Genomic DNA, 25,517 nt, shown 5'->3' with positions numbered 1-25,517 from the left:
GGGTTGCTCTCCGGCAGGGCGCCACGGGCATGGAAATCTCGACGTCATCCTGGTCGGGGCTCGACTTTAGCAGACCCGCGCCCCGCCAATGGTAGAGCCGCCTGGTAGAGCCGACTTCAGTCGGCTGCCCCACGAACGTGCGAGACGCCAGCCGACCGGCTCTACCCATCGGCCTCACCGACGCGCGAGAGGCCAGCCGCTTGGTAGAGCCGACTTCAGTCGGCTGCTCCACCAACGCGCAAGAGGCCAGCCGACTGAAGTCGGCTCTACCGGTCGGCTGCTCCACCGACGCGCGAGAAGCCAGCCGACTGAAGTCGGCTCTACCAGTCGGCTGCTCCACCAACGCGCGAGAGGCCAGCCGACTGAAGTCGGCTCTACCAGTCGGCTGCTCCACCGACGTGCGAGAGGCCAGCCGCCTGAAGTCGGCTCTACCGGTCGGCTGCCCCACCAACGCGCGAGAGGCCAGCCGACTGAAGTCGGCTCTACCGGTCGGCTGCCCCACCAACGTGCGAGAGGCCAGCCGACTGAAGTCGGCTCTACCAGTCGGCTCTACCAGGCGGCTCTACCCATCGGCTCCACTCACGGCATCACGACCCGCCCAGGTACTCATCCTTCAACCGCACGTAATGATCAGCCGAGTAATGCAGCGCTTCGATCTCACTGTCTTTCAACAACCGCGCGGGCCGTGCCGGGTTGCCCAGCCACAATTCGCCTTCGCCCACCACCTTGCCTGGTCCCACTACTGCACCGGCGCCAACGAAGCCGTGCTTCTCCACGCGCGCTCCGTCCAGGATGCACGCGCCCATTCCGATCAGGCTGTAGTCGCCGATGGTGCACGCATGGAGGATGCAGCCATGACCCACGGTCACGCCCTCGCCGATCAGCGTCGGATACCCGGCCTTGTTGAAGGGGCTGTGGTGGCTGACATGGATGATGGTGCCGTCCTGCACATTGGTGCGGGCACCGATGCGGACGAAGTTGACGTCACCGCGGATCACCGTGCCCGGCCACACCGACACATCCTCGGCCAGCTCGACATCACCAATGATCGTGCAGGCGGGATCCACATAGGCGCGCGCGCCGAGTACCGGCATTTTGTCGCGGAAGGGACGTAGCGGGGTCAAGGGATTCTCCAATGTAGCGCCGAGCCAAGCTCGGCGAACGCAGCGGCGGGCAGGCAGCCGCCAAGCAGGGCTCGGCGCCACCGTGTTCGGTGTATCAGGCGACGCGACCGCGGCGCGAACGCTCCAGGTGCACCAGCAGCAGCGAGATCGCTGCCGGGGTCATGCCGGGAATGCGCTGCGCCTGGCCGATGGTCTGCGGCCGCACGCGCTCCAGCTTCTGCAGCGCTTCGGCCGACAGTCCACGCACGATGGCGTAGTCGAAGCTGTCGTGGATCGGGGTGGACTCATGGCGCTGCTGGCGCTCTATCTCGTCGCGCTGGCGGTCCAGGTAGCCGGCGTACTTCACATCGATCTCCACCTGTTCGGCCACCTTGGCATCCGCCACGCCGGGGCCCAGCGACGGCACCTGCATCAGCTTGGCGTAATCCAGTTCCGGGCGCTTGATCAGGTCCAGCACGTTGGTTTCGCGGCTGACCGCCACGCCCAACACCTGCTCGACTTCGCGGCCCAGCGCGTTGCCCGGCGTCGCCCACACTGCACGCAGGCGCGCGCTCTCGGCATGCACGGCCGACTGCTTCGTCTCGAAAGCGGCCCAGCGCCGGTCGTCCACCAGACCCATCTGTCGGCCCACCGGCGTCAGCCGCTGGTCGGCATTGTCTTCGCGCAGCTGCAGCCGGTACTCGGCGCGGCTGGTGAACATGCGGTACGGCTCGGTGGTGCCATGGGTGATCAGGTCATCCACCAGCACACCCAGATAGGCTTCGTCGCGGCGCGGGCACCAGCCGTCCAGCCCACGCACCTGGCGCGCCGCGTTGAGGCCGGCCAGCAGCCCCTGCGCGGCGGCTTCCTCGTACCCCGTCGTGCCATTGATCTGGCCGGCAAAGAACAGGCCGCCCACGGTCTTGGTCTCCAGCGACGCTTTCAGCCCACGCGGATCGAAGTAGTCGTACTCGATGGCATAGCCGGGGCGGGTGATGTGCGCGTTCTCGAAGCCGCGGATGCTGCGCACCATGGCCAGCTGCACATCAAACGGCAGCGACGTCGAGATGCCGTTGGGGTAGATCTCGACGATGCCCAGGCCCTCCGGCTCGACGAAAATCTGATGGCTTTCCTTCTCGGCGAAACGCACCACCTTGTCCTCGATGGACGGGCAGTAACGCGGGCCGATGCCCTCGATCTGGCCGCTGTACAGCGGCGAGCGATGCAGCGACTCGCGGATGATGTCGTGGGTCCGCTCGCTGGTATGGGTGATCCAGCAGCTGACCTGCGGCGGATGCTCATCCACCGAGCCGAGGAAGGACATCACCGGGCGCGGATCGTCGCCGGGCTGTTCGTCCATCACGCTGTAGTCCAGCGAACGGCCGTCGATGCGCGGCGGGGTGCCGGTCTTCAGCCTGTCCACCTGGAACGGGCGCTCGCGCAGGCGGGCCGCCAGCGTGGTCGCTGGCGGATCGCCCATGCGGCCGGCCGCGTGCTGGGTGGGTCCGACATGGATCTTGCCGGCCAGGAAGGTGCCGGCAGTCAGCACCACGGCCGCTGCATCGAAGCGCAGCCCGGTCTGGGTGAGCACGCCGCGCACCTGGTCGCCTTCGATGACCAGATCATCCACGGCGGCCTGGAACACGGTGAGGTTCGGCTGCGCCTCCACCAGCGAACGGATGGCCATGCGGTACAGGTTGCGGTCGGCCTGGCAGCGGGTCGCCCGCACCGCCGGGCCCTTGGAAGCATTCAAGGTGCGCCACTGGATCCCGGCGCGGTCGGCCGCATGGGCCATGGCCCCGCCCAGCGCATCGATTTCCTTGACCAGATGCCCCTTGCCGATACCGCCGATGGCCGGGTTGCAGCTCATGGCGCCCACGGTTTCGATGTTGTGGGTCAGCAGCAGGGTGCGCGCACCGCTGCGCGCCGCAGCCAGGGCGGCCTCGGTGCCGGCGTGGCCGCCGCCGATGACGATGACGTCGTAACGATGGAAGGAATCAGTCATGGCTCATGCAATGCGGGGCCGGAAGCGGCAGGTGGCGATTTTAGCGCCAATCGGACGAGGCGGTCAGGTCGCTTTTTCAAATCAACCCTAAAGTTGGCACGCTACCTGCAGATAACCCAATAGCACCCAGCGTGATCGGCGCCTCAGGCGCTATGGACCGGAATTGGAACAGGGGCTGGTCCAGATGCACGAGGGGGAAGCGACGGGCCGGCAGTCGGGGGACTGTCCGGCCCAGTTTTTTGCTGTTGGCTGAAACAACAAGGCCCCGCGCGAGCGGGGCCTTGTTGTTTAGTAGGTGCCGACATCCGACAGGGCCGGAACAGGGGGGATCCAGAGTTTCCCATCGGATATCGACATAGCTTGCATGACCCGCTGCGTCTGCTTTGTCACTTTTGGACGCGGCGGGTCATTGACGCTCTAGCTTGAACCTTCCCGACGGAAGGTTCAAGACCCGATCACGGCTCGGCCTGCCGTTCTGTGGAACGGTTCAAATTTCGCCACGGCGAACCGCTCGGACGCGGGGCAGAGGCGGGACGCGGCGGCGCGGCCGGGCGGACCTGCTGCTGCGGCGACGGGCGGTTCATGCCCTGTTGCGGACGCGGACGGGTGTTCGAATCCAGGTTGCGCCACGGCGAACCACCGTTGTTGCCCGGCGGGCGGGGCGGGCGCGGACCATTGTTGTCCGGCGGCCGGGTGTTGGGCGGTCGGTGGCCGTGATGCGGCGGACGGTAGTTGGGGTACGGACGATAGACCGGATAGCCATAGCCGCCACCGTAACCACCGCCGTAATAGCCACCGCCACCGCCGTAATAACCGCCACCGTAGCCATAGGGCGAACCGTAGGGGTAGCCGGCCGGATAGCGGTATTCGGTCGACGGGGCGCCGTGGTAATAGCCACTGCCGCCGCCTCCGCTGCCGCCCACGTAATCGTAAGTGGCGCAGCCGGACAGGGCCAGCAGCAGCCCTCCGGCAACGATCAGACGCATCTTCATGACAAGACCCCCCATGGGTTATGGACTCCAGCTTCTGCCTAATGCGTTGAATCGCCCCTTAATTCGTGCAACGAAGCATGAATGGTTAGGCAAAGTGGACATCCTGGCACGACGAGATAGGCCGCGACCGATGGCGGGCATACGTTAATCTTTGCACATGAACGAGGCCCCACCCCCTGCCATCGATGTGTTGGTCGCCGCCGCACGGATCGCCCCGCATGCCACGGTGACGCCGGTGCTGCGCTCGCGCACGCTGGATGAGCTGGCGGGTGCCCGGTTGGCGTTCAAGGCGGAGCACCTGCAGCGCAGCGGCGCCTTCAAGTTCCGCGGTGCCTGCAATGCGGTGTGGGCGTTGTCGGCCGAACAGGCCGGCGCGGGTGTGGTGACCCATTCTTCGGGCAACCATGGGGCCGCACTGGCGCTGGCGGCGCTGACCCGGGGCATCGCCTGCCACGTCGTGGTGCCCGAGGGCGCGGTGGCGGCCAAGCTGGCCAACATCGAACGCCATGGCGCCACCCTGTGGCGTTGCGCCGCCAGCATCGCCGCCCGCGAACAGCTGTGCGCGCAGGTGCAGGCCGATACCGGCGCCACCTTGGTCCATCCGTATGCCGATCCGCGAGTGATCGCGGGCCAGGGCACGGCCGCGCTGGAACTGCTGCACGCCGAGGGTCCGTTCGACGTGCTGGTGGTGCCGGTGGGCGGCGGCGGCTTGGCCGCAGGCACCGCGTTGGCCCTGCAGCATGCCGCGCCGCAGACCCGCCTGGTGCTTGCCGAGCCGGCCGGCGCTGCGGACACGGCGCGCTCGTTGCAGGCGGGCGAGCGGCGTATCGAATTCGTGCCGGATACGATCTGCGACGGCTTGCGAGGCACGCTGGGGGCGCCCAATTTCGAGGTGCTGCGCGCGGCCAAGGCCGAGGTGATCGTGGTGGACGACGCGGCCACTGTGCAGGCCATGCGATTGCTGTGGCAGGTCCTCAAGCAGGTGGTGGAGCCGTCCTCGGCGATCGCACTGGGCGCCGTGCTGGCCCAGCCGCAGCGCTTCGCCGGCCTGCGCGTGGGGCTGGTGCTGTCCGGTGGCAATGTGGACATCGATGCGTTGCCATGGGGAACGGCATGAGCGGGCAGCGGGCTGGCGTATTCGGTTGGCTATGGCGGCTGTTCGTGCTGCTGATGGTCTGGCTGTTCGCGGTGACCGCGTGGATCGTGTGGATCGGCGAACGCGACCAGGCCGCGCATGCTGACGCGATCATCGTGCTGGGCGCAGCCGCTTACGATGCCAAGCCGTCGCCGGTGTTCCAGGAACGCATCCGCCACGGGCTGGATCTGTACGACGCGGGCTACGCGCCGCTGCTGATTTTCACCGGCGGCTATGGCGGCAGCGGTGCGCGTTTCTCCGAATCGCAGGTGGCGCGGCGTTATGCCTTGAAGCAGGGCATACCGGACAAGGCGATCCTGATTGAAACCGCATCGCGCAACACCGTGCAGAACCTGGTGGAAGCCAAGCGGCTGATGGACCAGCGCGGGCTGCACCGCGTGATCATCGTCAGCGATCCGCTGCACATGGCCCGCGCGCTGCGTCTCAGCCGTGCGATGGGCATCGACGCGCTGGCCTCGTCCACACCGAGCACGCGCTTCCGCAGCTTCCACACCAGCTGGCGATTCCTGGCGCAGGAAGTGTATTTCTTCCATCGCGACCTGTTCGTAAAAGCCGCAGGCTAGGGACGTGCCGAAGAGCAGCGAATGGTAGTGCCGGCTTCAGCCGGCACCGTGGCAAAGAGCAGCCAATGGTAGTGCCGGCTTCAGCCGGCACCGTGGCAAAGAGCAGCCGACTGAAGTCGGCTCTACCGAGGCCCGTCCAAGGCCCGTCCAGCGCCCGTCCCTCTGGTCCGTCGGAGCGACGCCCGCGGCATGCCGCGGGGCGCGCCCACCGCACCGCACTTACACAGGCCGACGGCGGATCGGGATCGCCGATACCGGCACGGCCGCGATATCCTGGCCCTGCTCGCGGATCGGGGCGCCGGCCTCCGGTGCCCAGGCATGTGCATAGATGACGTCCCAGCTGCTGGGCAACTTTCCGTCAGCGCGCCGCATCGCTTCATACGCCGCCGCCGCCGCGGTGAAGCGGGCGCGTCCGGTCAACGTGCGGCGACGATCCATCCGCGCATTGGTGGCGCCCAACGCCCGCAGCTCACGCATCAGCGCCGGCAGGTCGTCGTAGGTCAGGGTGAACAGATCGCGGTCCAGTACCGGATCGCGGAAACCGGCCATCATCAGCGCATCGCCGAACTGCGCGATCGGTGCGAAGCGGCTGACGTGCGGTGACGCGTCGTCGGCGTGGAACGCCTCCGCCAGCTCGATCAGTGTTTCCGGGCCGAATGTCGAACACAGCAGCAGGCCGCCCGGCTTCAACACCCGGCGGAACCCGGCGAAGACGGCCGGCAGATCGTCCACATACTGCAGGCACAGGTTGCTGAAGATCACATCCACGCTGTTGTCGGCCAGCGGCAGCGCAGTCGCGTCGGCGCACAGGCGCTGGAACGGCTTCCACCACCCCGCCTGCCGCCTGGCTTCGTGCAGCATCGACATCGCCACGTCCAGCGCGATCACCTGCGCTTTCGGCCAGCGCTTCTTGATCAGGGCGCTGGCATGGCCGGTACCGGCCCCCACGTCCAGCACGACCTCTGGGCTGCGCGTTTCCAGATAGTCCAGCGACTCCATCAGGCGCTGACGCACCTCGCGCGGCAGTGCAGCCGCTTCGTCGTAGGTCGTGGCGGCCCGCGAAAAAGCGCGGCGAAGGTGGCGGTGGTCGGTACGGGGGTCCATGCGGATCTCGATGAAAAACGGTGCGGCGTCAGAACGTTCCGGGGTAGGCGCCGCCGTCGATCAGCAGGTTCTGCCCGGTAAGGTAGCCGGCCTGCAGGCTGCACAGGAAAGCACAGGCGGCGCCGAACTCATCCGGCTGGCCAAAGCGCCCTGCCGGGATGTGGTCGCGTTTCTGCGCGGCGATCGACTCCATGTCCCCGCCCTGCTGCTCGGCCAGAAAGGCGAAGTTGCCACGCAGGCGGTCGGTATCGAACTGGCCAGGCAACAGGTTGTTGATGGTGACGTTGGCCGCCACCGTACGCCGTGCCAGCCCCGCGACGAAGCCGGTGAGCCCGGAACGCGCGCCATTGGACAGCGCCAGGATGTCGATCGGCGCCTTCACCGATGACGACGTGATGTTGACGATGCGGCCGAAACCGCGCGCCATCATCGCATCCACCGTGGCGCGGATCAGGGCTATCGGTGCGAGCATGTTGGCATCCAGCGCGGCGATCCAGTCATCGCGCTCGAAGGTGCGGAAATCACCGGCAGGCGGGCCAGCGGCGTTGGTGACCAGGATGTCCACCTGCGGGCAGGCCGCCAGCGCGGCGGCACGTCCTGCTTCGGTGGTGACATCGGCGGCCACGGCGATCACCTGGCCTGCGCGGGGCAGGGTACGCAGCACCGCCGCGGCCTGCTGCAGGGCGGTCTCGCCCCGGGCGACGATCACCACGTTGACCCCTTCGGCGGCCAGCGCACGCGCGCAGCCCAGGCCGAGCCCCTTGCTGGCGCCGCACACCAGCGCCCAACGTCCCGCGATTCCCAGATCCATGTCAGTTCACCTTGCGATGCGTACGGCGGTTGGCCGTCATCCGTGCATTGTCGGGTGACGGCCCGCAGCCGTCACTATCCGCTGCATGACGAAGCGTTGCAGCTGCTCCGCCACCTCGGCGGCATGGCCGAGGAACGGGGCGTGGCCACCGTGGGCAATCGTGTGCGCACAAGCGTGCGGGGCCATCGTCGCTGCGGCATGGGCCGCAGCGGGCGGCACCAACCGATCGCGCTGGCCGGCCAGCCACAGGCTGGGCACAGGCAAGGTGGGCAGGGCGCCGCGCAGATCGGTGGCTTCGAGCAGGCGCCGGCCGTCCTCCGGCACGCGCGCAGCCGGCGCCCCGCTGTCCAGCAGGCGCTGGCGCAGGCCGCGCAGATCCTCCCGGCCTGGCGCGACGTTCATCAGGTCCAAGGACAGGAATCGATCCACCGTGCCAGGAAAATCCGCAGACAGGTCGGCGGCGAACTGCGCGAATACCGTCGCAGGAACCGCGTGGGTCCAGCGCTCATCGCGCACGAAGCGCGGCGACGAGGCCAGCATCACCAGACCCTGTACCTGCGGCCGCGTCGCCGCGGCATGCAGGGCGAACAGTCCGCCCAGTGACCAACCACACCACACCGCCGGTGGCGTCGCCGCCGCAATGGCGCTGACGACCGGTGCCAGCTGCAGCGGCGTGCTGTCATCGCGGCTGCGGCCATGGCCGGGAAGGTCCACGACGTGCACGGTGAAGTGGTCGGTGAGACGTTGCAGCAAGGGCGCGAACACATCGCCCTGCAACGCCCAGCCGTGCAGCAGCACCAGATCGGGGCCGCTACCGCTGACTGCAATATGCATGCGGGCTGCTCAGACGGTGGCCGCGACAGGCAGCACGGTGCCGGACTGCAGCCCATCACGGGCGAGCGCAATGGCATCCACCAGGGCCTGGACCTGTGCGGGAACGTGCAGCGCCGACAGACGCACACGCACGCGTGCCGCGCCATCGCCGCTGGCTGCCGCGTCGATGGTCTCGATCCACCAGCCGGCCTGCTGCAGATTCCGGGCGATGGCCTGTGCGTGCGAATCGGAGGGAAAGCTGAGTGACTGGATGGGCATTTCCGAGGCCATCATCGCGAGCCCGCGGGTGCGCGCTGCAGTGCGGAAGGTGGCCACCAGCTCGCCCAGCTTTTCGCGGCGCCAGTCATCACGGCAGGCCAGGCGGAGTGCGGCCGTCGATGCGGCGGCCAGTGCAGGCGGCAGCATCGGGGCATACAGGTAGGGGCGCGCACAGGTGGCCAGGTGCTCGATCACGTGCGCATCGCCCAGCACCAGCGCACCGGCACCGCCCAACGCAGTGTCCAGCGTCACGGTCTGCAGCGGCACGTCGGCCACGCCCAGTCCGGCGGCCGCCACGCTGCCGGCGCCGTGTTCGCCCAGCACGCCCACGCCGTGCGCATCGTCTACATACAGAAGCGCTTCCTGCAGCCGCGCAACCAAGGCCAACGACCGCAGCGGGGCGGCGTCGCCATCGGTGCAGAACACCGCCTCGGTCGCCAACATCGCCGCACCTTCACCGGCATGCTTGAGCTGGCGCATCGCACCTTCTGAATCCAGATGCGGATAGCGGCGCAGGCGCGCGCCTGCCAGCGCGGTGGCATCCAGCAGGCTGGGATGGTTGAGCTGGTCCTGCACGCAGACGTCGCCGTCTTCGCCCAGCAGCGCCTGCTGCACGGCCAGGTTGGCCAGGTAAGCGCTGCCGAACAGCAGAGCACGGGGGTAACCGAGCCACTGCGCCGCTTCGCGTTCCAGGACATCGTGCACCGCATGGCGGCCGCCATTGGCCGGCGAGGCGGTGGTACTGCCGTCGCGTGCTGCCGCATCCTGCAGGGCGTTGACCACGCCGAACTGCTGCGCCAGGCCCAGGTAGTCACTGCTACGGAAGCTGGTCAGCCACTGGCCCGCCACTTCCACGCGCACGCCATCGCGACGGCCGATCGCCGCAGGCAGCGCCGTGCCCCCGCTGGCGGGCAGGGGCGGGACGCGGGCAAGCAGATCAGGACGGGCCATGGCGGCGGCAGCGATGCAAGGCGGCCTAGCGTAGCAAAACGGTGCGGCTGCAACCGGGTGGTGGACGGCGGCCGGCCGTCGAGCCCCGCTTCAGGGGCGCATCGCCGGCGCCGCGGGAACCTGGATCACGATAGGGGGCGGAGGGGAAGAAACACCCCTCTCCGAATGAGAGCGAACCGTTCCCACCATGATGTTGGCGATGGTGAAGAGCCCCACCAGCACGAGAACAGCGGTCGCAATGAACCACCCCTTCATTTCACTTGAGACCTTGTGGAGATCCGCACGCACGGCCTCTACGTCTGACTTCGTGGCCAGCGTGGGGGTGATGCCTTCGAGCTCGGCGAGGCGGGATTCCATCGCAGTATCGTCCGGTGGAAGGGGCAGGGCTTCAACACGCTTGGATGTGCGTCGCATTCTAAGCGCCTCATTAGGGCGCAGCCATCAGGAATCGTGCCCTGCCGCTACCGGAAATCGCCACGTTTCCACACCTGCGTCGGACATCGATAGCAGAGATCAATGACCCATCTGGCTTCGCGTTTGGCGGGCGACCCTCGTTGGTAATCACAAGCATGAGGCCCTTCCGCACTTTCCCGATACCGCGCGCTGCCCGGGCTTCGCATGCTCAGGCCCATGCACATCCCCGGCCTCCTTACGCTAGCCAACCGCCTCGCACGCACGCTGCTGCCCCCCGTCTGCCAGGTCTGTGCAGAACCCGGCGAGCAGGACCGCGAGCTCTGCGCGGCCTGTTGCCTTGCGCTGCCTTGGCATACCGACGCCTGCGCGCGCTGTGCCGCGCCCTTGCCGGACGATGCCGCGGCACTCTGCTTTCGCTGCGAGGAATCGCCGCCGCTGCTGGATGCCGCATGGGCCGGATTCCGCTATGAAGATCCAATCTCCGGGTTGCTGCTGCGCTACAAATTCCACGAAGACCTCGCCGCGGGGCGACTGTTGGCGCAGTTGATGGCGTTGTCACCGCCGCCATGGGACGCCGTGCCGCTTGTAGCAGTGCCACTGCACCCGTCGCGGCTGCGCCGACGCGGGTATGACCAGGCCGCGCAGTTGGCCAGGCAACTTGGATTGCCGCGCTGGCAGGGACTGCACCGCGTACGTGCCACCTTGCCCCAATCCGAACGCAGCGCTGATGCCCGACGCCACAACCTGGACGGCGCATTCGCCGTGCGCGGCGACGTGCCGGAGTCGGTTGTCCTGGTGGATGACGTGATGACAACGGGAAGCACGTTGCATGCGTGTGCCGAGGCCTTGCGCACCGCGGGATGCCAGGACGTGAGGGCATGGGTGTGTGCACGCGTGCCGTGATGGCAGATGCCTACGCCAAGGCGTGGCATATGTGGGTGTTTGCTTTGAACCCGCTTCATACACGGCGTGATGCGATCCGTCCTTCGCGCGAATACACGCTAGCCCGCAACTCAACGCCGAGCGCACGCATTGCGCCCAGCACCGTGCTGAAGGTGAGTGTGCGTTTACCGGTCAGCTGCCGGCGCAGCACGTCGATGGACAGCCCGCATTCGCTTGCAACGTGATGCAGATCGTCGTGGCCGATGATGAACAACAGGGTCTCGCCCATGGTGACGGGATCACCAACACTTTCGTGGATGCTGGCGTCGATGTAGTCCGCTATCTGCAGGGCCGTGTGCGGTCGCTCGTCAGCGTCGAAGGTGCTCGCGTCGGACTTTGAGGGCGGTTCCGATGGCAGCGAGCTCACTTGGCGCCCCGATGTGCGGCTATGGAGGTGGGCAGGACGCCGGACAGGCAGCCGATCACATCGTACGGACGTACGGTGATGAAAAAGAGGTGGGTCATTGGGGCCTCGCGCAGCGCAGGGAAACCACCTGCGCCGGAGCGCAGGGTGGCGGGCGGTGCGGGTTGGCGTACCGGACATCTTCAAACAAAAAACCGGCGGATCGGGATCCCCGCGCACCGTCCGCCGTATGACCGGCAGAGCAGTGCATTCTCCGCCGTGCCCGAGGGCAACAACAGAGCTAGATGTCTGAAGATGAAGCGGGACGCCAATCCCGGCTGACGCGTACAGCGCCAACCCGATCATCCTGCGCGGCCTTCCGCAGTCGCGTCCATCAGGAAAGCTGGATTCTTTCGTCAGTCAGCCCTTCAAGCGGGCGATAACGCATGGCCCATAAAAAAACCGACGCTGCGTGGGGCAGCGTCGGTTTCGGCATTGCTTGCGGCGACGGGGCGTACCACGTCAGCGCAGATCAGGAAGCCTTCATCGCATGCTTGCGGGCGCGCATGACCGCATGGGTCTCCTGCACTTCCGGCAGCAGACGGGTGACTTCAGTGCGCACCGGAGCCGGCACGTCGTTGTCGGTCAGCACATCCTTGAAGGCCTTCAGCAGGCGGTCTTCGGATTCTTCCAGCTCGGCCACATAGCCGTACTGGGTGTCGCCCAGGGTGGCGCGGATGTTGCCGTACATCTTCTGCACCGAACCCACGAAGGTACCGTGCTCTGCCGGCTCACCACCCGTGGCGGCAACCGTGCTGCTCAGCGAGGACACGATGTCCGACTTGCTGCCGGCAATGCGGGTGAACAGGGCAGCCAGCTCGGCGTCCTTCACCTTGGTAGCGGCTTCGCTGTAGAACTTCTGACCATCACGGGCGATCTCGATCAGGTCGTTGAGGCTGTGTTCGATCTTGGACTGGGTGCTCATGTGTAGTGCTCCATGTGAGTGGTCGTTTGGAACGGCGAGACAGATGCCGTGCCGTTGGAGACCACCTTGGACGAGTGCATATGCAGCGCGGGTGAGGACCCATTGATGGCTTCGTCATGTGCCGGAACGGGGGTTTAACAGACCCGCCGGACTCCGCCCGGCGATGGGTCAATCGCGGTCCAATTTGATCGCCAACCCATCGGCCGTATTGCGCACCACGATCACGTCGAAATCCCGATTGCCGTTGATGGCTTTCATCTCGACCTCGTCGGTGCCATCGGTCCTGATCGCATACACGCCGGTGCCGAACTCCTTCGACAACGCATTGGAGATCATCACCGCGGCCGCCTCGTGGTTGGTGGCCGCAGGAATCGCAATCGCGACATTGGTCGCTTCACCGCCTGCGGGGGTGACGGCCAGGGTGATCTCGCCATCCGTCTTGGCCCGACCCTTCAGATCGATGTTCCATTCATTGGCGGGCGCGGCGAACGCAGCCGGCGCGGCCATGCCGAATGCGGCAGCCATGACCAAGGGACGGATAAGCGGGGTACGCAGGAAGTTCATCGTTGCCACTCCTCGTTGATGCGGGCAGTTGCCCGACGGTAGGCCGACTCTGGCCCAGAGGAGTTGGTGATGATGTGAACCGGCGCGATGGGCGACGTCGATGGTTGACGTTCGATGGACTACGGCGGGAATCGAACGGGACCGGCATGCGACCGCTGGCGGTAGAGCCACCAGTAGAGCCGACTTCAGTCGGCTGCTGTTGGCTCTGAAGGCAGGACGTCTTCTGCGGAAATCAGCCGACTGACGTCGGCTCTACCTTGAGCCCCAGCCCCGTGCGAAAGGCCCGGAAGCGGCGTGAAGCAAGGGAATTGGTGCGCCCGGAGGGATTCGAACCCCCGACCAATGGCTTCGGAAGCCACTACTCTATCCGGCTGAGCTACGAGCGCGCTGGCCGACTAGTGTAGCCAAATAGGTCTGGCTTGTCTCTACCGTGTAAGCCGTTGTGTGCGCCAATCGTCGTCATCAAGCGCGCCTGATCAGCCGTCCAAGAACTTTTCGGCTCACAGCCTCTGATGTCCTTAGGTTCAAGCTCTAGTCCCGCTCCGCGTATTTAAGGGGGGAAGCGGGAAACTTCTCACTATGCGGGGTAAGCCCTAATGCAAGAGCCAATGCAAGCGTAGCGAAAATGCTATTCATTGCGGAGACCGACAGTGCTGACGCAAAGAGCACCCCAATAACTACGATGATCTTGCCTCGAGAATACCCTGACCCGTGTAGCGCGAATGCAATAAAAGAAACGAGAAATACTAGGCCAGCGAGCCCATGATCAAAAATAACACGAAAGAAGTAAGAATGAAGCACGACCGAGTAGCAAGTGCCGTCCTCCGAATAGCTGAAAAGACCTTGATAGAAAGACAGTGCGCGGCACGATTCGTTGGATAGTGGGGTAATGGGGAAGCTTCCGAATGCAAAATCAAAAATGCTCCAATTACGTATTTCGTACAGAAATACCATCATGAATCTAAATCTGTCGATAGACTCAATTCCGCCTGCGGCATATCCTCTGGACAGAAAGAGCGCGCCAGCTGCCAAAGCCAATAGTCCTAAGCCTAGAAGATAGAAAAATGTCTTGAGGCTGAGTTGGTGCAAGTACAGCCCGCAAAAAACAACAATAAGTGCCAATGCAGAGCTTCGTGAGCCAGATAGAAGTATCAAGACTGAGAGTAAACCAAACCATAGATTGCGATATTTCCCGAAATCTTCGAAAAGAACGAAAAAGTAAATCAGGAGGAATATCAATTCAAAGTTATTCTCAACGAAAAGGCCGGGTCGACTCCCCATTCTAGGATTTAAATCGAGCGCTAAAGAATATGAATACTTTAAGAAAAAAATAATCAGAAGTAATTTCAGTACTTTCAGTGCAAGCGAGCGGCTGAAAACCTGGCGTTTGTAGAAGAAGCAAAGCGGAACGACGTAAATGAATGCCTTATAAGCCTGAATGAAGTCTAATGGATTCGATGGCCTGAATAGGAACATCAGAACATACGATATAGTCACGTATGATGCTGCAAGCGCCATATAAGAAGTAATTCTCGCCTTTGGCAGCCTGAATAAAAGGGCTACACATATTGCGAGTACTCCTTCAAGCACCGGTCCAGCAGGCAGTGCGTTGTAGGACAGCGGGCTGAACAGGCCCACTATACCTATAGTAACTAATGAGCCGAAGAAAACGACCTCAACTCGTCCGACGCGCTGCGATAATGACATTCTAAAATCCAATAATATTCATTAACTTGTTCGAAAAATCTGTATTGAGCGGATTATTGCGTAATTCCCCAGGTTTCCGTCGGATGACTGCATCAGTAATAAAATCACCAATCTCACTAGCGTTGCTAGCGACCATAATTTCGCTTCCTATCGCCTTTGCGGTGGCAATCTGGTGATCATTACGGTGCTCGCCAAGTGCCGCTTGCCTGGGCATGACGATAAGCGGCTTTCCTATGGAAATGCAACTCACGATGGTCCCAATGCCGGCATGAGTAATGACTAGGTCACTTAGTCTGAGCGTATCCTCGAACTCACCGCGAGACATCACCTCCCGTGCTCTTCCAACCTTGGGATGATAACCATGCTGGCCAACTTGGTAGGTAACGTCAAAATCCAGGTTTGACGATGATTGGGCCAGCTCACATGCCTTGACTAGTCGATCAAACGGAAGTTGTGTTCCGACTGTTAAAAAAACTAAAAATCTTTCCAATGTATATCCCTTTCTCGCGATCAGCGACACTCTTCCACTGTGATATCCAAAGCTTTGCAAAGGGCTTCACCAGTTTGCCTGTGAGTGATGCCTTTTCTGCATTAGCAATGCTGTCTATCCATACTGTTTTGCACCCAAGGGTACACCCTACTAGGAGCGCAATTCCGCCCGGTGCCGCGCCCGTAGAGATGATTACCTGGGGTCGCAGCTTGCGCAACTCTCGAACTATCGAGATTGTGCATTTGAAGGTGCGCAGTGGCGAACTAAGGTTGCAATCCGGAATCGAAATATGCGGAACGTCAACCTGGACCTGAGACGGCGAAATTATATAATCAAGGGGGACGCCCATCCGAACCAAGGACTCTAACTGAATGAGATGGCCGCCACTTGAGCAGACTCCCACCATGACTGGTCGGACGGCTGCAGGGGGAGGTGTTTTCACGTCTGTAAGCATTAGGAAAATAAAGTTCTTCAAGCCGGTTATTCCTTAGGCTTTCCAAAGATATCTCGAAGCGTCGAGCAGAGGGCCTTGGCGACCAGATGGCTGTCAAAATCCCGAGAATCGAGTCTCGCCGCTGTAGACATGGATTTCAATTCCTGATTGTCGAGATCAAGGAAACGCTCTAACGCTCGAGAGAGCGAGTCAACATCGTCTGGATCGAAAAGGTACCCGTTTTTGCCGTCCCTGATAATCGTCGACATGGCCCCACTCCGAGCAGCGAGCACAGGGCGTCCACATGCCATTGACTCCAAGGCAACTAATCCCAAACTCTCACCGCGGCGATACGAGGGAAAGACCAGGCCATGGCAGCCTTGAATGAGCGTCGGTACTTGGGCCGGTGCAATAGATCCGAGCAGGGTAACCTCTAAATGGCTATTAGACTGCGCTTGCTGCTCCAGAAGTTTGCGCGCGGGGCCTTCACCGCCGAATATCATCTCAAAGTCGAGCTCTGGGCGTCTTTCCAAAAGTTGGGAAAGAGCGGGGATGATATGTGCGACGCCTTTTCCAATGATAAGCCGGCCCAAGAAGAGGACGCGTCTTCTACCTCCTGGCATTGTGCTCTGCTTAAGTCGGTCTGTATTAACACCACCGGAGGGCGAAACATGTATGTTCTCTAACGAGTACCCAAACCTGTCTTTTATTTCCTGGCGAAAGTACTGGGAGGGCGCTACTACGAGCGTCGCCCTCGACAAGGCCTTGGAGGCGACAAGATAAAGGATCTTACTTTTTAGTTCACTCGTCGTGTCTTCTGGAACTATGTCCGCGCCATGCACGTTGACGACAAGTGGCAGACGCCTTAGTAAAAGCGCGAGGGCTACCGGTGGAAATGAATGTGTAGCGAAGTGTAGATATACGAAATCACACTTGGTGAAGAGAGTTGCCACGAAGGCACGTATGTAGAAACGGATGTAGCCGAAAAATTTATTGCCGTCTGCAGTTCGTACAACGAGGTCCACGTCAATCCCGCCGCCTGACATCTGATCGGTTATTCTCCGCACAAAGACGCCGAATTCAGGACTGGCTTGCGAGGGGTACATATTCGATACAACAAGCGCCTTCATGGTATCCCTTCTCGTCGGTCATTGTGCTTTACAAGTGCAGAGATTAGGAAGGCTTTTCCCTTGGCGCGTTGCTCAGAAACTAATGCATCGACGTTTATCCAGTCGATAGGCCTCTGAACAAGTTCGTCTGTCACATCAGACGGCGAACTGACCAGCCTGTCACTCAAATTAAACATGTTGAGAAGCGATTCGAAGCGAGCCAGTCCGCGCTTTAGATTTCCATAAGCCAAGAATGGTTTATGGAACAGAATTGCAAAAACACACGCGTGGAAGGAATCCGTAATCACGAAGTCTGCATCACTGAAGCCTTTAAGCCATTTCTCGACCGGAAGCGAAGATCCATCCGGTCCGATTGCATTGGCCCTGGTTGGAACCAAGTCGAGCAAGGTCGCAACGTGGCTCACGACTTCGCGACGCTCATCATCTTCGTCAAGTAGATAAATCAACGCGGTCTTCTCAGGCTGCGGATCTGCCGACTTACCGGCAAGCTCTATGTAGTCAGTTGCCTCTAATAACATTGTTGGATCCACTACGTGTACAGCGTCTTTGGAAAAGTGTGCTCTGCACATCTCCACGCCCGCTGCCTCGCGAACAGAAAGTGCATCAAACTCGGCAACTAACGCGCCACATGCTGCTTGCTCATTTGCAGTGAACTCCCATCCGTCAGTGCCGAACGATGCGGCGTAAGAGATGCGTCGAATGCCGTCATTGGAGGATAAGAAGTTGAGGAAGTTCTCTTCGATATTTGGCGCGTACTTAGGACGCCATACTTGATCGCTACCTACAATGATCGCGTCAAAGTTGTAGCGGGGAATGTCACGCACAAGCTGTTTGGTGTTCTGAAAAATTGCGGTCTGGGGTTGCACATGCTCCGCTATGAAGCGCCTAGCGTGTCGCTCAATTCGCGCCCTTTCCTTGCCATCAAAAATACCCGCGCTTACATCTACGTTCGGGCGACGGATCACATACTTCATAACAAGGCGCTTGCAAAGTGCAGGAAGCACACGCCAGCGTGGGAACTGTTTTCCACGCCGTGAAATGAGTATGGGCTCATGCCCCAGCTTGCGCAGGGAGTGCATCAGCGCATAAGCCTGCAGATTGCCCCCGTAATTTCCGTGTAGGGGGAGCGTCAATATTCCAACTCGCATCTATTTTACTCCGTACATGGCTAATGCTTCCAGCTCGTAATATTTTCTAGACTGCGACGATGTGAGCTCGCAACGCTTAGGCCTTCGTTTAAGCTGCCGATTGCAACAAGCATGAGGATTTGCTCCTCGACAGGTACTATCCCAAGGCGTCGCAAGGCGCGGTCTCGGGCAACCGGAGCCGACCAATTGAGTGGGCACGCACCATATCCCTGGCCGTGAATCCCCAGTAGAAAGCTCTGGGCAAACATGCCGCCGTCGATCCAGCACTGGTAGCGCTCGTTGGCCTCGAGGAACTCAGACAAGTCAATCGAGATGATTGCAAGTACAGGTGCCGTCGAGCCGAAACCTCGATTTCCGTTCTGCAATCCGAGCAATGCTTTCCTAGTTATTTCATCTTTGATGAAATGTATTCTGCCCGCCTGGCGGTTGCATACGCACGGGGCGCTTTGGGCGGCGCGTGCTGCGTTGAGCAATGCTGAATCGGGTACAGGCTGCTCTGAGAAGTTTCGGACAGAGCTCCGGCTAACAATGAAATCCAGACTGTCTTCAGGTGATATGGCAATGGGCTGCGCAACTCTTACGGGTTTTCCGGATGGAGTTACACCCTTCCGGAGCGCCAAGTGGAGCGTATCTAAAACAAAGGTTGGGACACTGATGCCACATTCCTCATTGAATACTCTGTAACCCTCGATTGCATTTACAGCGAGCGCAACTTCGTATGAGTTTGTGCCGTCCTTCAGAGAAGCTGAGACTAAGTTGCACAGCTGGCGAACCGCATCTTGTCCAAATCCGGGCCTGGGGACAGGGAGCGAGAGCCCCTTCTCGATCATGTGGTAGTACTTTGTGAGGAGCGCCCCCCGGGATGGCTCTTCGGTGTATTTGCGGCGGACACCTGAGTGCTTCCAGTACCTATAGAGGTCATAAGCGAACGCTTTTATAATGCGAAGCGAATCTTTCATGGCGTGCGATTTGATTCCTGTTGGCGTTGGGACGGGCGTCTTACTTGAATCTATCTATAGCCAGTCGAATGAAGTGGAGTCGTTCTCGGTGACTGACCGTAAAGCATATGCATATAATCAAAGTTGCCATGCCGATCGCACAATAGAAGAAAAGCAGTTCCAAAATACTGTTCGGCTTGATTTCGAGCTTGCCGACTGAGAATAGTAGTCCAGCGACAACTGTGCTTGTAACAAGGATGGGGAGTAATACCTCTCTAGCGAACGCGATTGACTGCAATCCAATCATGAACCTTAAGAAAATTACGCGTTGAGCTAAGGTCACGGCAGTTATGAAAATTGCAATATAAAGGAAGGACTCTTGTCGTGCGTGGTTTATGTATGCGAGATAGCTCAACGGCAGATTCAACAGCACCGTCCCACCAACAATGATTTGATACCATTTGATCTTTCCGGTCGCTGCTGCAGCGGTCATCAAGGGCTGCGAAACGGCCTCGGATAAAAGCATTATTAGTGCCAGCCTGATAAATGTGCCAGCGTTTTCAGGAGGTGTGCCCAACCATGCGTCTAGAACGTAGTCCATGCAATATATTGTCGGTGCTATAATTACGATCAAGAGGGCAAAATTGAGCTTTGCCCCCATGAATATTAGCGAGTACATTCTGTGCATATCTTGACTGGCGTAGCTTTGATAGATCTGTGGACTTAATGCCATTTGAAAGCTATTCATGAAGGATGTCGCTGCGGTTTGTGCTTGACTCATCACCAAGTGAGATGCATTTGCAGCGGCCCCAAAGAATAGATTAAGCAGGATATTCGATCCTTGATTGCGGCAGGCGCTTGAGAGGCTTCCGATGAAGCTCCATCCTGTGAACGAAAAGAGAGCAGAATAGATTCTTCTGTCTCGATGCGATTTGAATCGCGCCTCTGGGAAATATCTCAAACAGAATGATGCGTAAAGAACCGTAGTGATGGCAGTTGACGAGAAGACCAACCCGGCATAGAAAACTAATCGGTCAGAATCTGAGTATGAGATAATTAGGGCAGTTCCAAGCTTAAGTATCGCCTCTATCACGCTTACGGCTGAAAAAAACCACATCCGCTCCCGCGCGATTATTAGTGCGTTGAAAGGTGTCTGCACGATCATCATCGCTGCTGCTGCCGCTGAAAAGTGAAGGACGTGATTGGCGGAGTCCAGCCTATGAAGTGGGATGTTAAGTTTGTGGTTGAGCAGCCATGATCCCAACGACTCGGCGGCGAAGACTACAAAGACGGCTATAGCTAAGTGGACAATGAGTGTGGCGTTGAACGTCTTCTGCAAGGACGTGTAATCGCGTTTCCCTATGTCGATGGACAGGAATCGTTGCGCGGCCTGTGACATCGTCCCGTTCAGGAACGCGAGTACCGCGATTACTGCAGCAGCTACGCTATATATCCCGAAGTCTTGTACGCCAAGTGCGTGCAGTACGACACGCACCGTGTAGAGGCTGGTGCCCATGACAACGAGCATTCTGATGTAAAGAAAGGCGGTATTCCGCGCAATTCGTTCGTTCGCTCGCATGTTTATCGCTGCTTTATTCTCGACACTACGCCCAATACAGCGCGTTCCAATATCATTGCGGCGGCACGAGGCCTAGATAACGCGGCCAATAGCGCGCGAACTCGTCTTCTTTCCCTGGCGTGCTTCAGGATCACGTCAACTTCGGTGCCATCTAGAAATCTTTTCTTGCGTCGCTTCAATTTGACGACTTGCTCACTCGTGAGATGGGAGTTGAATCGCTCTATTAATTCGTCACAGGAGGCGGCTACGCTGTCCATATTCGGCACGCTAGCAGAGAATGGAGAGGCTTTTCTGGACAAAGATCCCATTCGGAGGGTGTATATGTATCCAGCCTCAGGGGTTAGCCAGAATTTAGCTCGAGAAAGTAGGAGGCTGGCAAGAAGATAAAAATCCTCCGCGTGACGGTAGTTCGGCGGATATCTCAGATTGTTACGTCTGAGGAAATTCAGATTGTACATAGGCTTTATCCAGCCGAGTGGAGTTCCGCGCATGTATACGTCGCGCTTTAGCAGAAGGTCTATGGTGAGCTGGTGTACTCGAGGCCAGTCAAATGCAGATCCGACGTGTTTCTTGACACCTTCGTCGTAAAGGATGAGATTGTCAGCAACCACATCGTATGATCGGCCCTCGGCGAAGCTCAGTAAGCTCGCGAGCCTTGTTTCGGTGAATGCATCATCTGCGTCGAGAACAGCCGCCCACTCACCACGAGCGGCGTCAAGGCCCAAGTTGCGGGCTACAGATGGCCCTTGGTTCAGATTCTGAGGGAAAACTCGTACTCTGGTGTCCAATTCTGCTAGTCGAGCGGCGATTTCGACGGTGTTATCCGTGGATGCATCATCAATGATGATTATCTCAAAATCTTGGAATGACTGAGCTAGCACTGAGTCGACGGCGCGCGTCAGGCAGCCAGCCACGTTGTAGGTGGGAATGATTACGGAAACTACGGGACTGGCTTTCTGGTCTAATGTCATTGGATGCTCGATGGGAAGCTACGTGCTGCGCGTGTCAAAGTCAGTAGAAGGCTCGACACGGTCAATCGGCACCGAACAGATCGCGGCTATAAACCTTTTCAGCCACATCCTGCAGATCCTCGGTCACCCGATTGGCCACAATGACATCCGCGTCGCGCTTGAACGCTTCCAGATCCTTCTCCACCCGCGACCCATAGAACGTCGGCTCATCCAGAACGGGCTCGTACACGATCACCTCGATACCCTTGGCCTTGATCCGCTTCATCACGCCCTGGATGGCCGAAGCGCGGAAGTTGTCCGATCCGGCCTTCATCACCAGCCGGTGAATGCCAACAACACGCGGCTTGCGGCGAATCACTTCGTCAGCCACGAAGTCCTTGCGCGTCCTGTTCGCGTCCACGATCGCGTTGATCAGGTTCTGCGGCACATTGCTGTAGTTGGCGAGCAACTGCTTCGTATCCTTCGGCAGGCAGTAACCGCCGTAGCCGAACGAGGGGTTGTTGTAGTGCCCGCCGATACGCGGATCCAGGCTGACGCCTTCGATGATCTGTCGCGTATCCATGCCAGCGGTCGCGGCATAGGTGTCCAGCTCGTTGAAGTAGGCAACGCGCATCGCCAAGTAAGTATTGGCAAACAACTTGATCGCCTCGGCCTCGCTGGCATCGGTAAACAACACCGGCACATCCTTGCGGATGGCACCTTCCCGCAGCAGCTCAGCGAAGATCGCGGCGCGCTCGGAGCGCTCTCCCACGATGATGCGGCTCGGATGCAGGTTGTCGTACAGGGCCTTGCCTTCGCGAAGGAACTCAGGCGAGAAGATGATGTTCTGCGTGCCGTAACGCGCGCGAAGTTCGGTCGTGCAGCCCACCGGCACCGTCGACTTGATCACCATCACCGCGTCGGGGTTGATTTCCAGCACATCCCGGATGACAGACTCGACCGAACTGGTGTTGAAGTAGTTGGTCTGAGGGTCGTAGTCGGTAGGTGTGGCGATGATGACGAACGATGCGCCTTCATAAGCCTGGCGGCGGTCCAGCGTGGCGACCAGATCTAGCGTCTTGTTCGACAGGAAATCTTCGATTTCCCTATCCTCGATCGGCGCCTGCCGTGCGTTGATCTTCTCAACGCGCTCGGATTTGATATCAAATGCAACAACCTGATGGTGCTGCGCCAACAACACAGCATTGGACAGGCCGACATACCCTGTCCCGGCCACGGCAATCTTCATTGCGAGGGATCCTTTGTATCTGCAGCACGCTGCTATGGGGATGCAGGAGTGGCGATTGCAGCAAAGGTGCGCGTCCCCTCAGACGCACCACTGTCCGCACATTCCTGTTACTGATGATGCTGTTGCTGGAAAAACGTGTGGGGGTCATCCCGGCAGACGTAGGGGATCGTACTACAGCCAAGTGCGACACGGTCTATCGGACATGACCCAGTTACTGGGTCATACATTCTGCATGGGATGAATCCATTCACGCAGGGCGCCACGAGGGTGGCGATGATACCAATCCAGCGTGCCGAGGCGTAGCCGAACCGACAAAGGAGCCATTCGAGATATCAGGAACGTGGCCCGGAACTGCGTCACACTTTCGATGGTCAAGGACAGGCGGTTCGCCGTGGTCAGCGGCCTGAGATGGGGTAAACTGACGTGCTTGCCTCAAGGGATGAGCTGCAAGTTGTTGACGAAAAAGGAATTGGGCTTCCCGCCCTGCTTCCCGATACGACCTTTTTGGCTGGCCGCTTGAGATATCCTCCGCACCCAGTCCGATGTATGAAATCCGACCGAGCAGTACGACGCATGCGCGACTGCTCCTGAATCAAGTGGAAGCAATGACAAAGCAAACGGGATCACGCGTGGTCAAGGAAGACGAGATCGATCTTCGCGAGCTGCTGGGCGTTCTGATTGACCGCAAGTGGTGGATCATCGGTACGACGGTGGTGTTCTTCATCGTGGGCGCGGCCTACGCCTTGCTTGCCTCGCCGGTGTATCAGGCGCAGTCGATGGTGCAGGTGGAATCCAAGATGCCTGCGATCCCAGGCATCTCAGACCTTGCATCCATTAGTAGCCCAACGGGCGCGATAGCATCTACTGAAGTCGCACTGGTGACATCTCGCACCGTAATCGGTACGGCGGTTGATCAGTTGCAAATGGATGTAGTTGCGTCCCCGCGACGCTTGCCAGTGCTAGGCGACTATTTCGCGCGGAAGTTTGAGCCTAAGACCAACGACGAAGTCGCGCCGCCAAGGTTTGGTTTTAAGAGCTATGGTTGGGGCGGCGAAGTGCTGCAGATTCATCGTCTTGACGTCCCCAACGGCATGATTGATGAGCCGATGGTGCTTCAGGCTGGCGCATCAGGTACTTTCATCCTCTTGGACGGTGAAGGTGAGGAAATCCTGCGCGGACAGGCCGGCACGGCGGCCGAAGGTCGTGGTGTGACGCTGGAGGTGGTTGCACTGCGGGCCAATCTGGATGCGCGCTTTGATCTGGTCAAACTTCGTCGTTTCGATGCAGTTTCTGATCTCCAGCAGGCAGTCCAAGCTGTCGAGAGAGGCAAAGATTCCGGCATTTTGCAGTTGACTTATGAGAGCGAAGATCCGTTGTTGGCAGAGGCGGTTGTTGATCGTGTATCTAACGCCTACGTCCGCCAGAACGTGGAACGCAGCTCCGCCGAAGCCGCATCGCAGCTGCAGTTCGTGAAAGAACAGCTTCCTGTCATCCGCCGCCAGGTGGAGCAGGCGCAGGTGGCCATGACGGCCTATCAGTCCAAGGCCAACTCCGTGGACATCACCATGCAGACCAAGGGTCTGCTGGACCAGGAAGTCGCGGTTGAAGCCAGTATCCAGCAGTTGCGCTTGAAGCAGGCAGAGATGGATCGCAGCTTCACCCGCGAGCATCCGGCCTACCGTGCGCTGCTTTCGCAGATCAGCAGCCTGGAAGGCCGCAAGGCCGGTTTCCAGCGCCAGGTCGGTCAGTTGCCGGATACCCAGCAGGAGCTGCTGCGCCTGACACGCGACCTGCAGGTCAGCAATGAGATGTACACCGCGCTGCTCAATCAGGCCCAGCAGCTGGATGTGGCACGTGCGGGCGCTGTCGGCAATGTGCGCATCGTCGATCCGGCTGCCGTGGATATCGCCAATCCGGTGAAGCCGCGCAAGTCGCTGATCGTGGCCATCGCTACGCTGCTCGGCGCGTTCCTGGCAACGGCGCTGGTCTTCCTGCAGCGCATGCTCAACCCGGGCATTGAAGATCCCGCGCAGATTGAAGAACTCGGCCTGCCGGTGTACGCGGCCATTCCGCTCAGCGTATCCAGTACCTTGCCCAAGCTGCGCAAGGGCAAGCATGGTACCCGCGTTATCGCCGATGGTCGCCAGCATCTGCTTGCGGTCACCTCGCCGGCAGATCCTACGGTGGAAGCGCTGCGCAGCCTGCGCACCAGCCTCCACTTCGCCATGCTGGAAGCGAAGAACAACATCCTGACCATTTCCGGCCCGCGTCCGGGCGTCGGCAAGACGTTCGTGTCCAGCAACCTCGGCGCGGTTATTGCACAGGCTGGCCAGCGCGTGTTGGTCATCGATGCGGATATGCGCAAGGGAACCCTGCACAAGCTGCTCGGTGTGAGCCACCAGAACGGTCTGTCGGATGTGCTGGGTGGAAAGTTGCCGGTCGAGGGCGCGATCCACCCGGTGCCCGGCCTGGACAACATGCACTACATGGTGCGTGGTGACATCCCGCCGAACCCGGCCGAGCTGCTGATGCACCCGCGCTTCCAGCAGATGCTGGAGACGCTGTCTGCGCAGTACGACCTGGTCATCGTGGATACGCCGCCGATCCTGGCGGTGACCGATGCGGCGCTGGTGGCCACGCATGCGGGTTCCAGCTTGCTGGTCACTCGTTTTGGCGTGAACCAGGCGAAGGAAATCCTGCTCACTCTGCAGCGCTTTGAACAGAACGGCGTGCAGATCAAGGGCGCGATCTTCAACGCGGTCGAGCGCCGTGCCACGGGCTACTACAGCTACGGGTATTACGAGTACAAGGCAGACGGCAAGGATTGATGCCGTTGTCCTGACGGCTCTGGTAGCGCCGGGCCGTGCC

At 60.3% G+C, this 25,517-nt stretch carries 23 protein-coding genes and 1 tRNA gene; 4 read left to right on the top strand and 20 right to left on the bottom strand.

The window, feature by feature from the left end:
* Positions 1-587: 587 nt before the first annotated feature.
* From IFT58_RS07840 to IFT58_RS07830, 3 genes are all read right to left on the bottom strand, one after another.
* On the bottom strand, positions 588-1,124 hold the full coding sequence (locus IFT58_RS07840; protein ID WP_192082177.1) for a gamma carbonic anhydrase family protein: 537 nt from the start codon (positions 1,122-1,124) through the stop codon (positions 588-590).
* Between the two features lie 94 nt (positions 1,125-1,218).
* Positions 1,219-3,108, bottom strand: a complete 1,890-nt coding sequence (mnmG, locus tag IFT58_RS07835; protein WP_192094392.1) for a tRNA uridine-5-carboxymethylaminomethyl(34) synthesis enzyme MnmG — start codon at positions 3,106-3,108, stop codon at positions 1,219-1,221.
* A 455-nt stretch (positions 3,109-3,563) separates the two neighbouring features.
* Positions 3,564-4,100 (bottom strand): hypothetical protein, encoded by a 537-nt coding sequence (locus IFT58_RS07830; RefSeq protein ID WP_192094391.1) that lies wholly within the window; start codon positions 4,098-4,100, stop codon positions 3,564-3,566.
* A 157-nt stretch (positions 4,101-4,257) separates the two neighbouring features.
* Between IFT58_RS07830 and IFT58_RS07825 the strand changes: the two genes are divergently transcribed.
* A complete protein-coding gene (locus tag IFT58_RS07825; protein ID WP_192094390.1) occupies positions 4,258-5,217 on the top strand; it encodes a pyridoxal-phosphate dependent enzyme in 960 nt (319 codons plus the stop codon).
* Positions 5,202-5,819 (top strand): YdcF family protein, encoded by a 618-nt coding sequence (locus IFT58_RS07820; RefSeq protein WP_192094389.1) that lies wholly within the window; start codon positions 5,202-5,204, stop codon positions 5,817-5,819. The genes IFT58_RS07825 and IFT58_RS07820 overlap by 16 nt, the downstream gene beginning before the upstream one ends.
* 219 nt (positions 5,820-6,038) lie before the next feature.
* Here IFT58_RS07820 and bioC read toward each other — a convergent pair whose 3' ends face one another.
* The 5 genes from bioC to IFT58_RS07795 form a co-directional block, all read right to left on the bottom strand.
* Complete coding sequence (bioC, locus tag IFT58_RS07815; RefSeq protein ID WP_192094388.1) at positions 6,039-6,923, bottom strand: malonyl-ACP O-methyltransferase BioC; 885 nt, start codon at positions 6,921-6,923, stop codon at positions 6,039-6,041.
* 28 nt (positions 6,924-6,951) lie between these two features.
* Positions 6,952-7,734, bottom strand: coding sequence for an SDR family oxidoreductase (locus IFT58_RS07810; RefSeq protein WP_192082183.1), 783 nt, complete (start codon positions 7,732-7,734; stop codon positions 6,952-6,954).
* A 36-nt stretch (positions 7,735-7,770) separates the two neighbouring features.
* Complete coding sequence (bioH, locus tag IFT58_RS07805) at positions 7,771-8,568, bottom strand: pimeloyl-ACP methyl ester esterase BioH (protein WP_192094387.1); 798 nt, start codon at positions 8,566-8,568, stop codon at positions 7,771-7,773.
* 9 nt (positions 8,569-8,577) lie between these two features.
* Positions 8,578-9,777, bottom strand: a complete 1,200-nt coding sequence (locus IFT58_RS07800; RefSeq protein ID WP_192094386.1) for an aminotransferase class I/II-fold pyridoxal phosphate-dependent enzyme — start codon at positions 9,775-9,777, stop codon at positions 8,578-8,580.
* Between the two features lie 90 nt (positions 9,778-9,867).
* Positions 9,868-10,134, bottom strand: coding sequence for a hypothetical protein (locus tag IFT58_RS07795; RefSeq protein ID WP_192094385.1), 267 nt, complete (start codon positions 10,132-10,134; stop codon positions 9,868-9,870).
* A gap of 273 nt (positions 10,135-10,407) precedes the next feature.
* Here IFT58_RS07795 and IFT58_RS07790 point away from each other — a divergent pair, with 273 nt between their 5' ends.
* Positions 10,408-11,094: a ComF family protein gene (locus IFT58_RS07790; RefSeq protein WP_192094384.1), complete on the top strand. Its 687-nt coding sequence runs from the start codon at positions 10,408-10,410 to the stop codon at positions 11,092-11,094.
* 55 nt (positions 11,095-11,149) lie between these two features.
* Here the strand turns inward: IFT58_RS07790 and IFT58_RS07785 are convergent, their stop codons facing one another.
* From IFT58_RS07785 to IFT58_RS07725, 12 genes are all read right to left on the bottom strand, one after another.
* Positions 11,150-11,362, bottom strand: a complete 213-nt coding sequence (locus IFT58_RS07785; RefSeq protein ID WP_192094383.1) for a hypothetical protein — start codon at positions 11,360-11,362, stop codon at positions 11,150-11,152.
* Between the two features lie 646 nt (positions 11,363-12,008).
* The gene (locus IFT58_RS07780) at positions 12,009-12,461 is read right to left on the bottom strand and encodes a PA2169 family four-helix-bundle protein (protein WP_188325330.1); all 453 of its coding nucleotides are present in this window, start codon (positions 12,459-12,461) and stop codon (positions 12,009-12,011) included.
* Between the two features lie 168 nt (positions 12,462-12,629).
* Positions 12,630-13,025: a hypothetical protein gene (locus IFT58_RS07775; protein WP_192082194.1), complete on the bottom strand. Its 396-nt coding sequence runs from the start codon at positions 13,023-13,025 to the stop codon at positions 12,630-12,632.
* Between the two features lie 309 nt (positions 13,026-13,334).
* Positions 13,335-13,411 (bottom strand) — tRNA-Arg (locus tag IFT58_RS07770).
* A 145-nt stretch (positions 13,412-13,556) separates the two neighbouring features.
* Positions 13,557-14,732 carry a hypothetical protein gene (locus tag IFT58_RS07765; RefSeq protein WP_192094382.1) on the bottom strand — a complete coding sequence of 392 codons (1,176 nt, stop codon included), beginning with the start codon at positions 14,730-14,732 and terminating at the stop codon, positions 13,557-13,559.
* 1 nt (position 14,733) lies between these two features.
* A complete protein-coding gene (locus IFT58_RS07760) occupies positions 14,734-15,252 on the bottom strand; it encodes a glycosyltransferase (RefSeq protein ID WP_192094381.1) in 519 nt (172 codons plus the stop codon).
* 450 nt (positions 15,253-15,702) lie between these two features.
* Positions 15,703-16,785 (bottom strand): glycosyltransferase family 4 protein, encoded by a 1,083-nt coding sequence (locus IFT58_RS07750; RefSeq protein ID WP_192094379.1) that lies wholly within the window; start codon positions 16,783-16,785, stop codon positions 15,703-15,705.
* Positions 16,782-17,933, bottom strand: coding sequence for a polysaccharide pyruvyl transferase family protein (locus tag IFT58_RS07745; RefSeq protein ID WP_274603046.1), 1,152 nt, complete (start codon positions 17,931-17,933; stop codon positions 16,782-16,784). Before IFT58_RS07745 ends, IFT58_RS07750 begins: the two co-directional genes overlap by 4 nt.
* 20 nt (positions 17,934-17,953) lie before the next feature.
* Positions 17,954-18,892 carry a nitroreductase family protein gene (locus tag IFT58_RS07740; protein ID WP_192094377.1) on the bottom strand — a complete coding sequence of 313 codons (939 nt, stop codon included), beginning with the start codon at positions 18,890-18,892 and terminating at the stop codon, positions 17,954-17,956.
* A 40-nt stretch (positions 18,893-18,932) separates the two neighbouring features.
* The gene (locus tag IFT58_RS07735; protein WP_192094376.1) at positions 18,933-20,387 is read right to left on the bottom strand and encodes an MATE family efflux transporter; all 1,455 of its coding nucleotides are present in this window, start codon (positions 20,385-20,387) and stop codon (positions 18,933-18,935) included.
* A gap of 65 nt (positions 20,388-20,452) precedes the next feature.
* Positions 20,453-21,421, bottom strand: a complete 969-nt coding sequence (locus IFT58_RS07730; protein WP_192094375.1) for a glycosyltransferase family 2 protein — start codon at positions 21,419-21,421, stop codon at positions 20,453-20,455.
* Between the two features lie 61 nt (positions 21,422-21,482).
* Complete coding sequence (locus tag IFT58_RS07725) at positions 21,483-22,649, bottom strand: nucleotide sugar dehydrogenase (protein ID WP_192094374.1); 1,167 nt, start codon at positions 22,647-22,649, stop codon at positions 21,483-21,485.
* A gap of 605 nt (positions 22,650-23,254) precedes the next feature.
* Here IFT58_RS07725 and IFT58_RS07720 point away from each other — a divergent pair.
* A complete protein-coding gene (locus IFT58_RS07720) occupies positions 23,255-25,477 on the top strand; it encodes a polysaccharide biosynthesis tyrosine autokinase (protein ID WP_192094373.1) in 2,223 nt (740 codons plus the stop codon).
* Positions 25,478-25,517: the final 40 nt, after the last annotated feature.

Origin of the sequence: Stenotrophomonas sp. CFBP 13718, from assembly GCF_014842145.1 — a bacterium.
In the GTDB taxonomy this organism is placed as follows: domain Bacteria; phylum Pseudomonadota; class Gammaproteobacteria; order Xanthomonadales; family Xanthomonadaceae; genus Stenotrophomonas.
This window is presented reverse-complemented; position numbering and strand designations above follow the sequence as displayed.

Excerpts from the sequence above, each read along its gene's own strand:
- IFT58_RS07740 (WP_192094377.1), bottom strand. The coding sequence starts at position 18,892 with ATGAAAGATTCGCTTCGCATTATAAAAGCGTTCGCTTATGACCTCTAT.
- IFT58_RS07745 (WP_274603046.1), bottom strand. The coding sequence starts at position 17,933 with ATGCGAGTTGGAATATTGACGCTCCCCCTACACGGAAATTACGGGGGC.
- IFT58_RS07800 (WP_192094386.1), bottom strand. The coding sequence starts at position 9,777 with ATGGCCCGTCCTGATCTGCTTGCCCGCGTCCCGCCCCTGCCCGCCAGC.
- IFT58_RS07785 (WP_192094383.1), bottom strand. The coding sequence starts at position 11,362 with ATGGGCGAGACCCTGTTGTTCATCATCGGCCACGACGATCTGCATCAC.
- IFT58_RS07790 (WP_192094384.1), top strand. The coding sequence starts at position 10,408 with ATGCACATCCCCGGCCTCCTTACGCTAGCCAACCGCCTCGCACGCACG.
- mnmG (WP_192094392.1), bottom strand. The coding sequence starts at position 3,108 with ATGACTGATTCCTTCCATCGTTACGACGTCATCGTCATCGGCGGCGGC.
- IFT58_RS07795 (WP_192094385.1), bottom strand. The coding sequence starts at position 10,134 with ATGGAATCCCGCCTCGCCGAGCTCGAAGGCATCACCCCCACGCTGGCC.
- IFT58_RS07765 (WP_192094382.1), bottom strand. The coding sequence starts at position 14,732 with ATGTCATTATCGCAGCGCGTCGGACGAGTTGAGGTCGTTTTCTTCGGC.
- IFT58_RS07825 (WP_192094390.1), top strand. The coding sequence starts at position 4,258 with ATGAACGAGGCCCCACCCCCTGCCATCGATGTGTTGGTCGCCGCCGCA.
- IFT58_RS07830 (WP_192094391.1), bottom strand. The coding sequence starts at position 4,100 with ATGAAGATGCGTCTGATCGTTGCCGGAGGGCTGCTGCTGGCCCTGTCC.
- IFT58_RS07735 (WP_192094376.1), bottom strand. The coding sequence starts at position 20,387 with ATGGGCACCAGCCTCTACACGGTGCGTGTCGTACTGCACGCACTTGGC.
- IFT58_RS07720 (WP_192094373.1), top strand. The coding sequence starts at position 23,255 with ATGACAAAGCAAACGGGATCACGCGTGGTCAAGGAAGACGAGATCGAT.
- IFT58_RS07775 (WP_192082194.1), bottom strand. The coding sequence starts at position 13,025 with ATGAACTTCCTGCGTACCCCGCTTATCCGTCCCTTGGTCATGGCTGCC.
- IFT58_RS07820 (WP_192094389.1), top strand. The coding sequence starts at position 5,202 with ATGGGGAACGGCATGAGCGGGCAGCGGGCTGGCGTATTCGGTTGGCTA.
- bioH (WP_192094387.1), bottom strand. The coding sequence starts at position 8,568 with ATGCATATTGCAGTCAGCGGTAGCGGCCCCGATCTGGTGCTGCTGCAC.
- IFT58_RS07730 (WP_192094375.1), bottom strand. The coding sequence starts at position 21,421 with ATGACATTAGACCAGAAAGCCAGTCCCGTAGTTTCCGTAATCATTCCC.
- IFT58_RS07780 (WP_188325330.1), bottom strand. The coding sequence starts at position 12,461 with ATGAGCACCCAGTCCAAGATCGAACACAGCCTCAACGACCTGATCGAG.
- IFT58_RS07725 (WP_192094374.1), bottom strand. The coding sequence starts at position 22,649 with ATGAAGATTGCCGTGGCCGGGACAGGGTATGTCGGCCTGTCCAATGCT.
- bioC (WP_192094388.1), bottom strand. The coding sequence starts at position 6,923 with ATGGACCCCCGTACCGACCACCGCCACCTTCGCCGCGCTTTTTCGCGG.
- IFT58_RS07810 (WP_192082183.1), bottom strand. The coding sequence starts at position 7,734 with ATGGATCTGGGAATCGCGGGACGTTGGGCGCTGGTGTGCGGCGCCAGC.
- IFT58_RS07750 (WP_192094379.1), bottom strand. The coding sequence starts at position 16,785 with ATGAAGGCGCTTGTTGTATCGAATATGTACCCCTCGCAAGCCAGTCCT.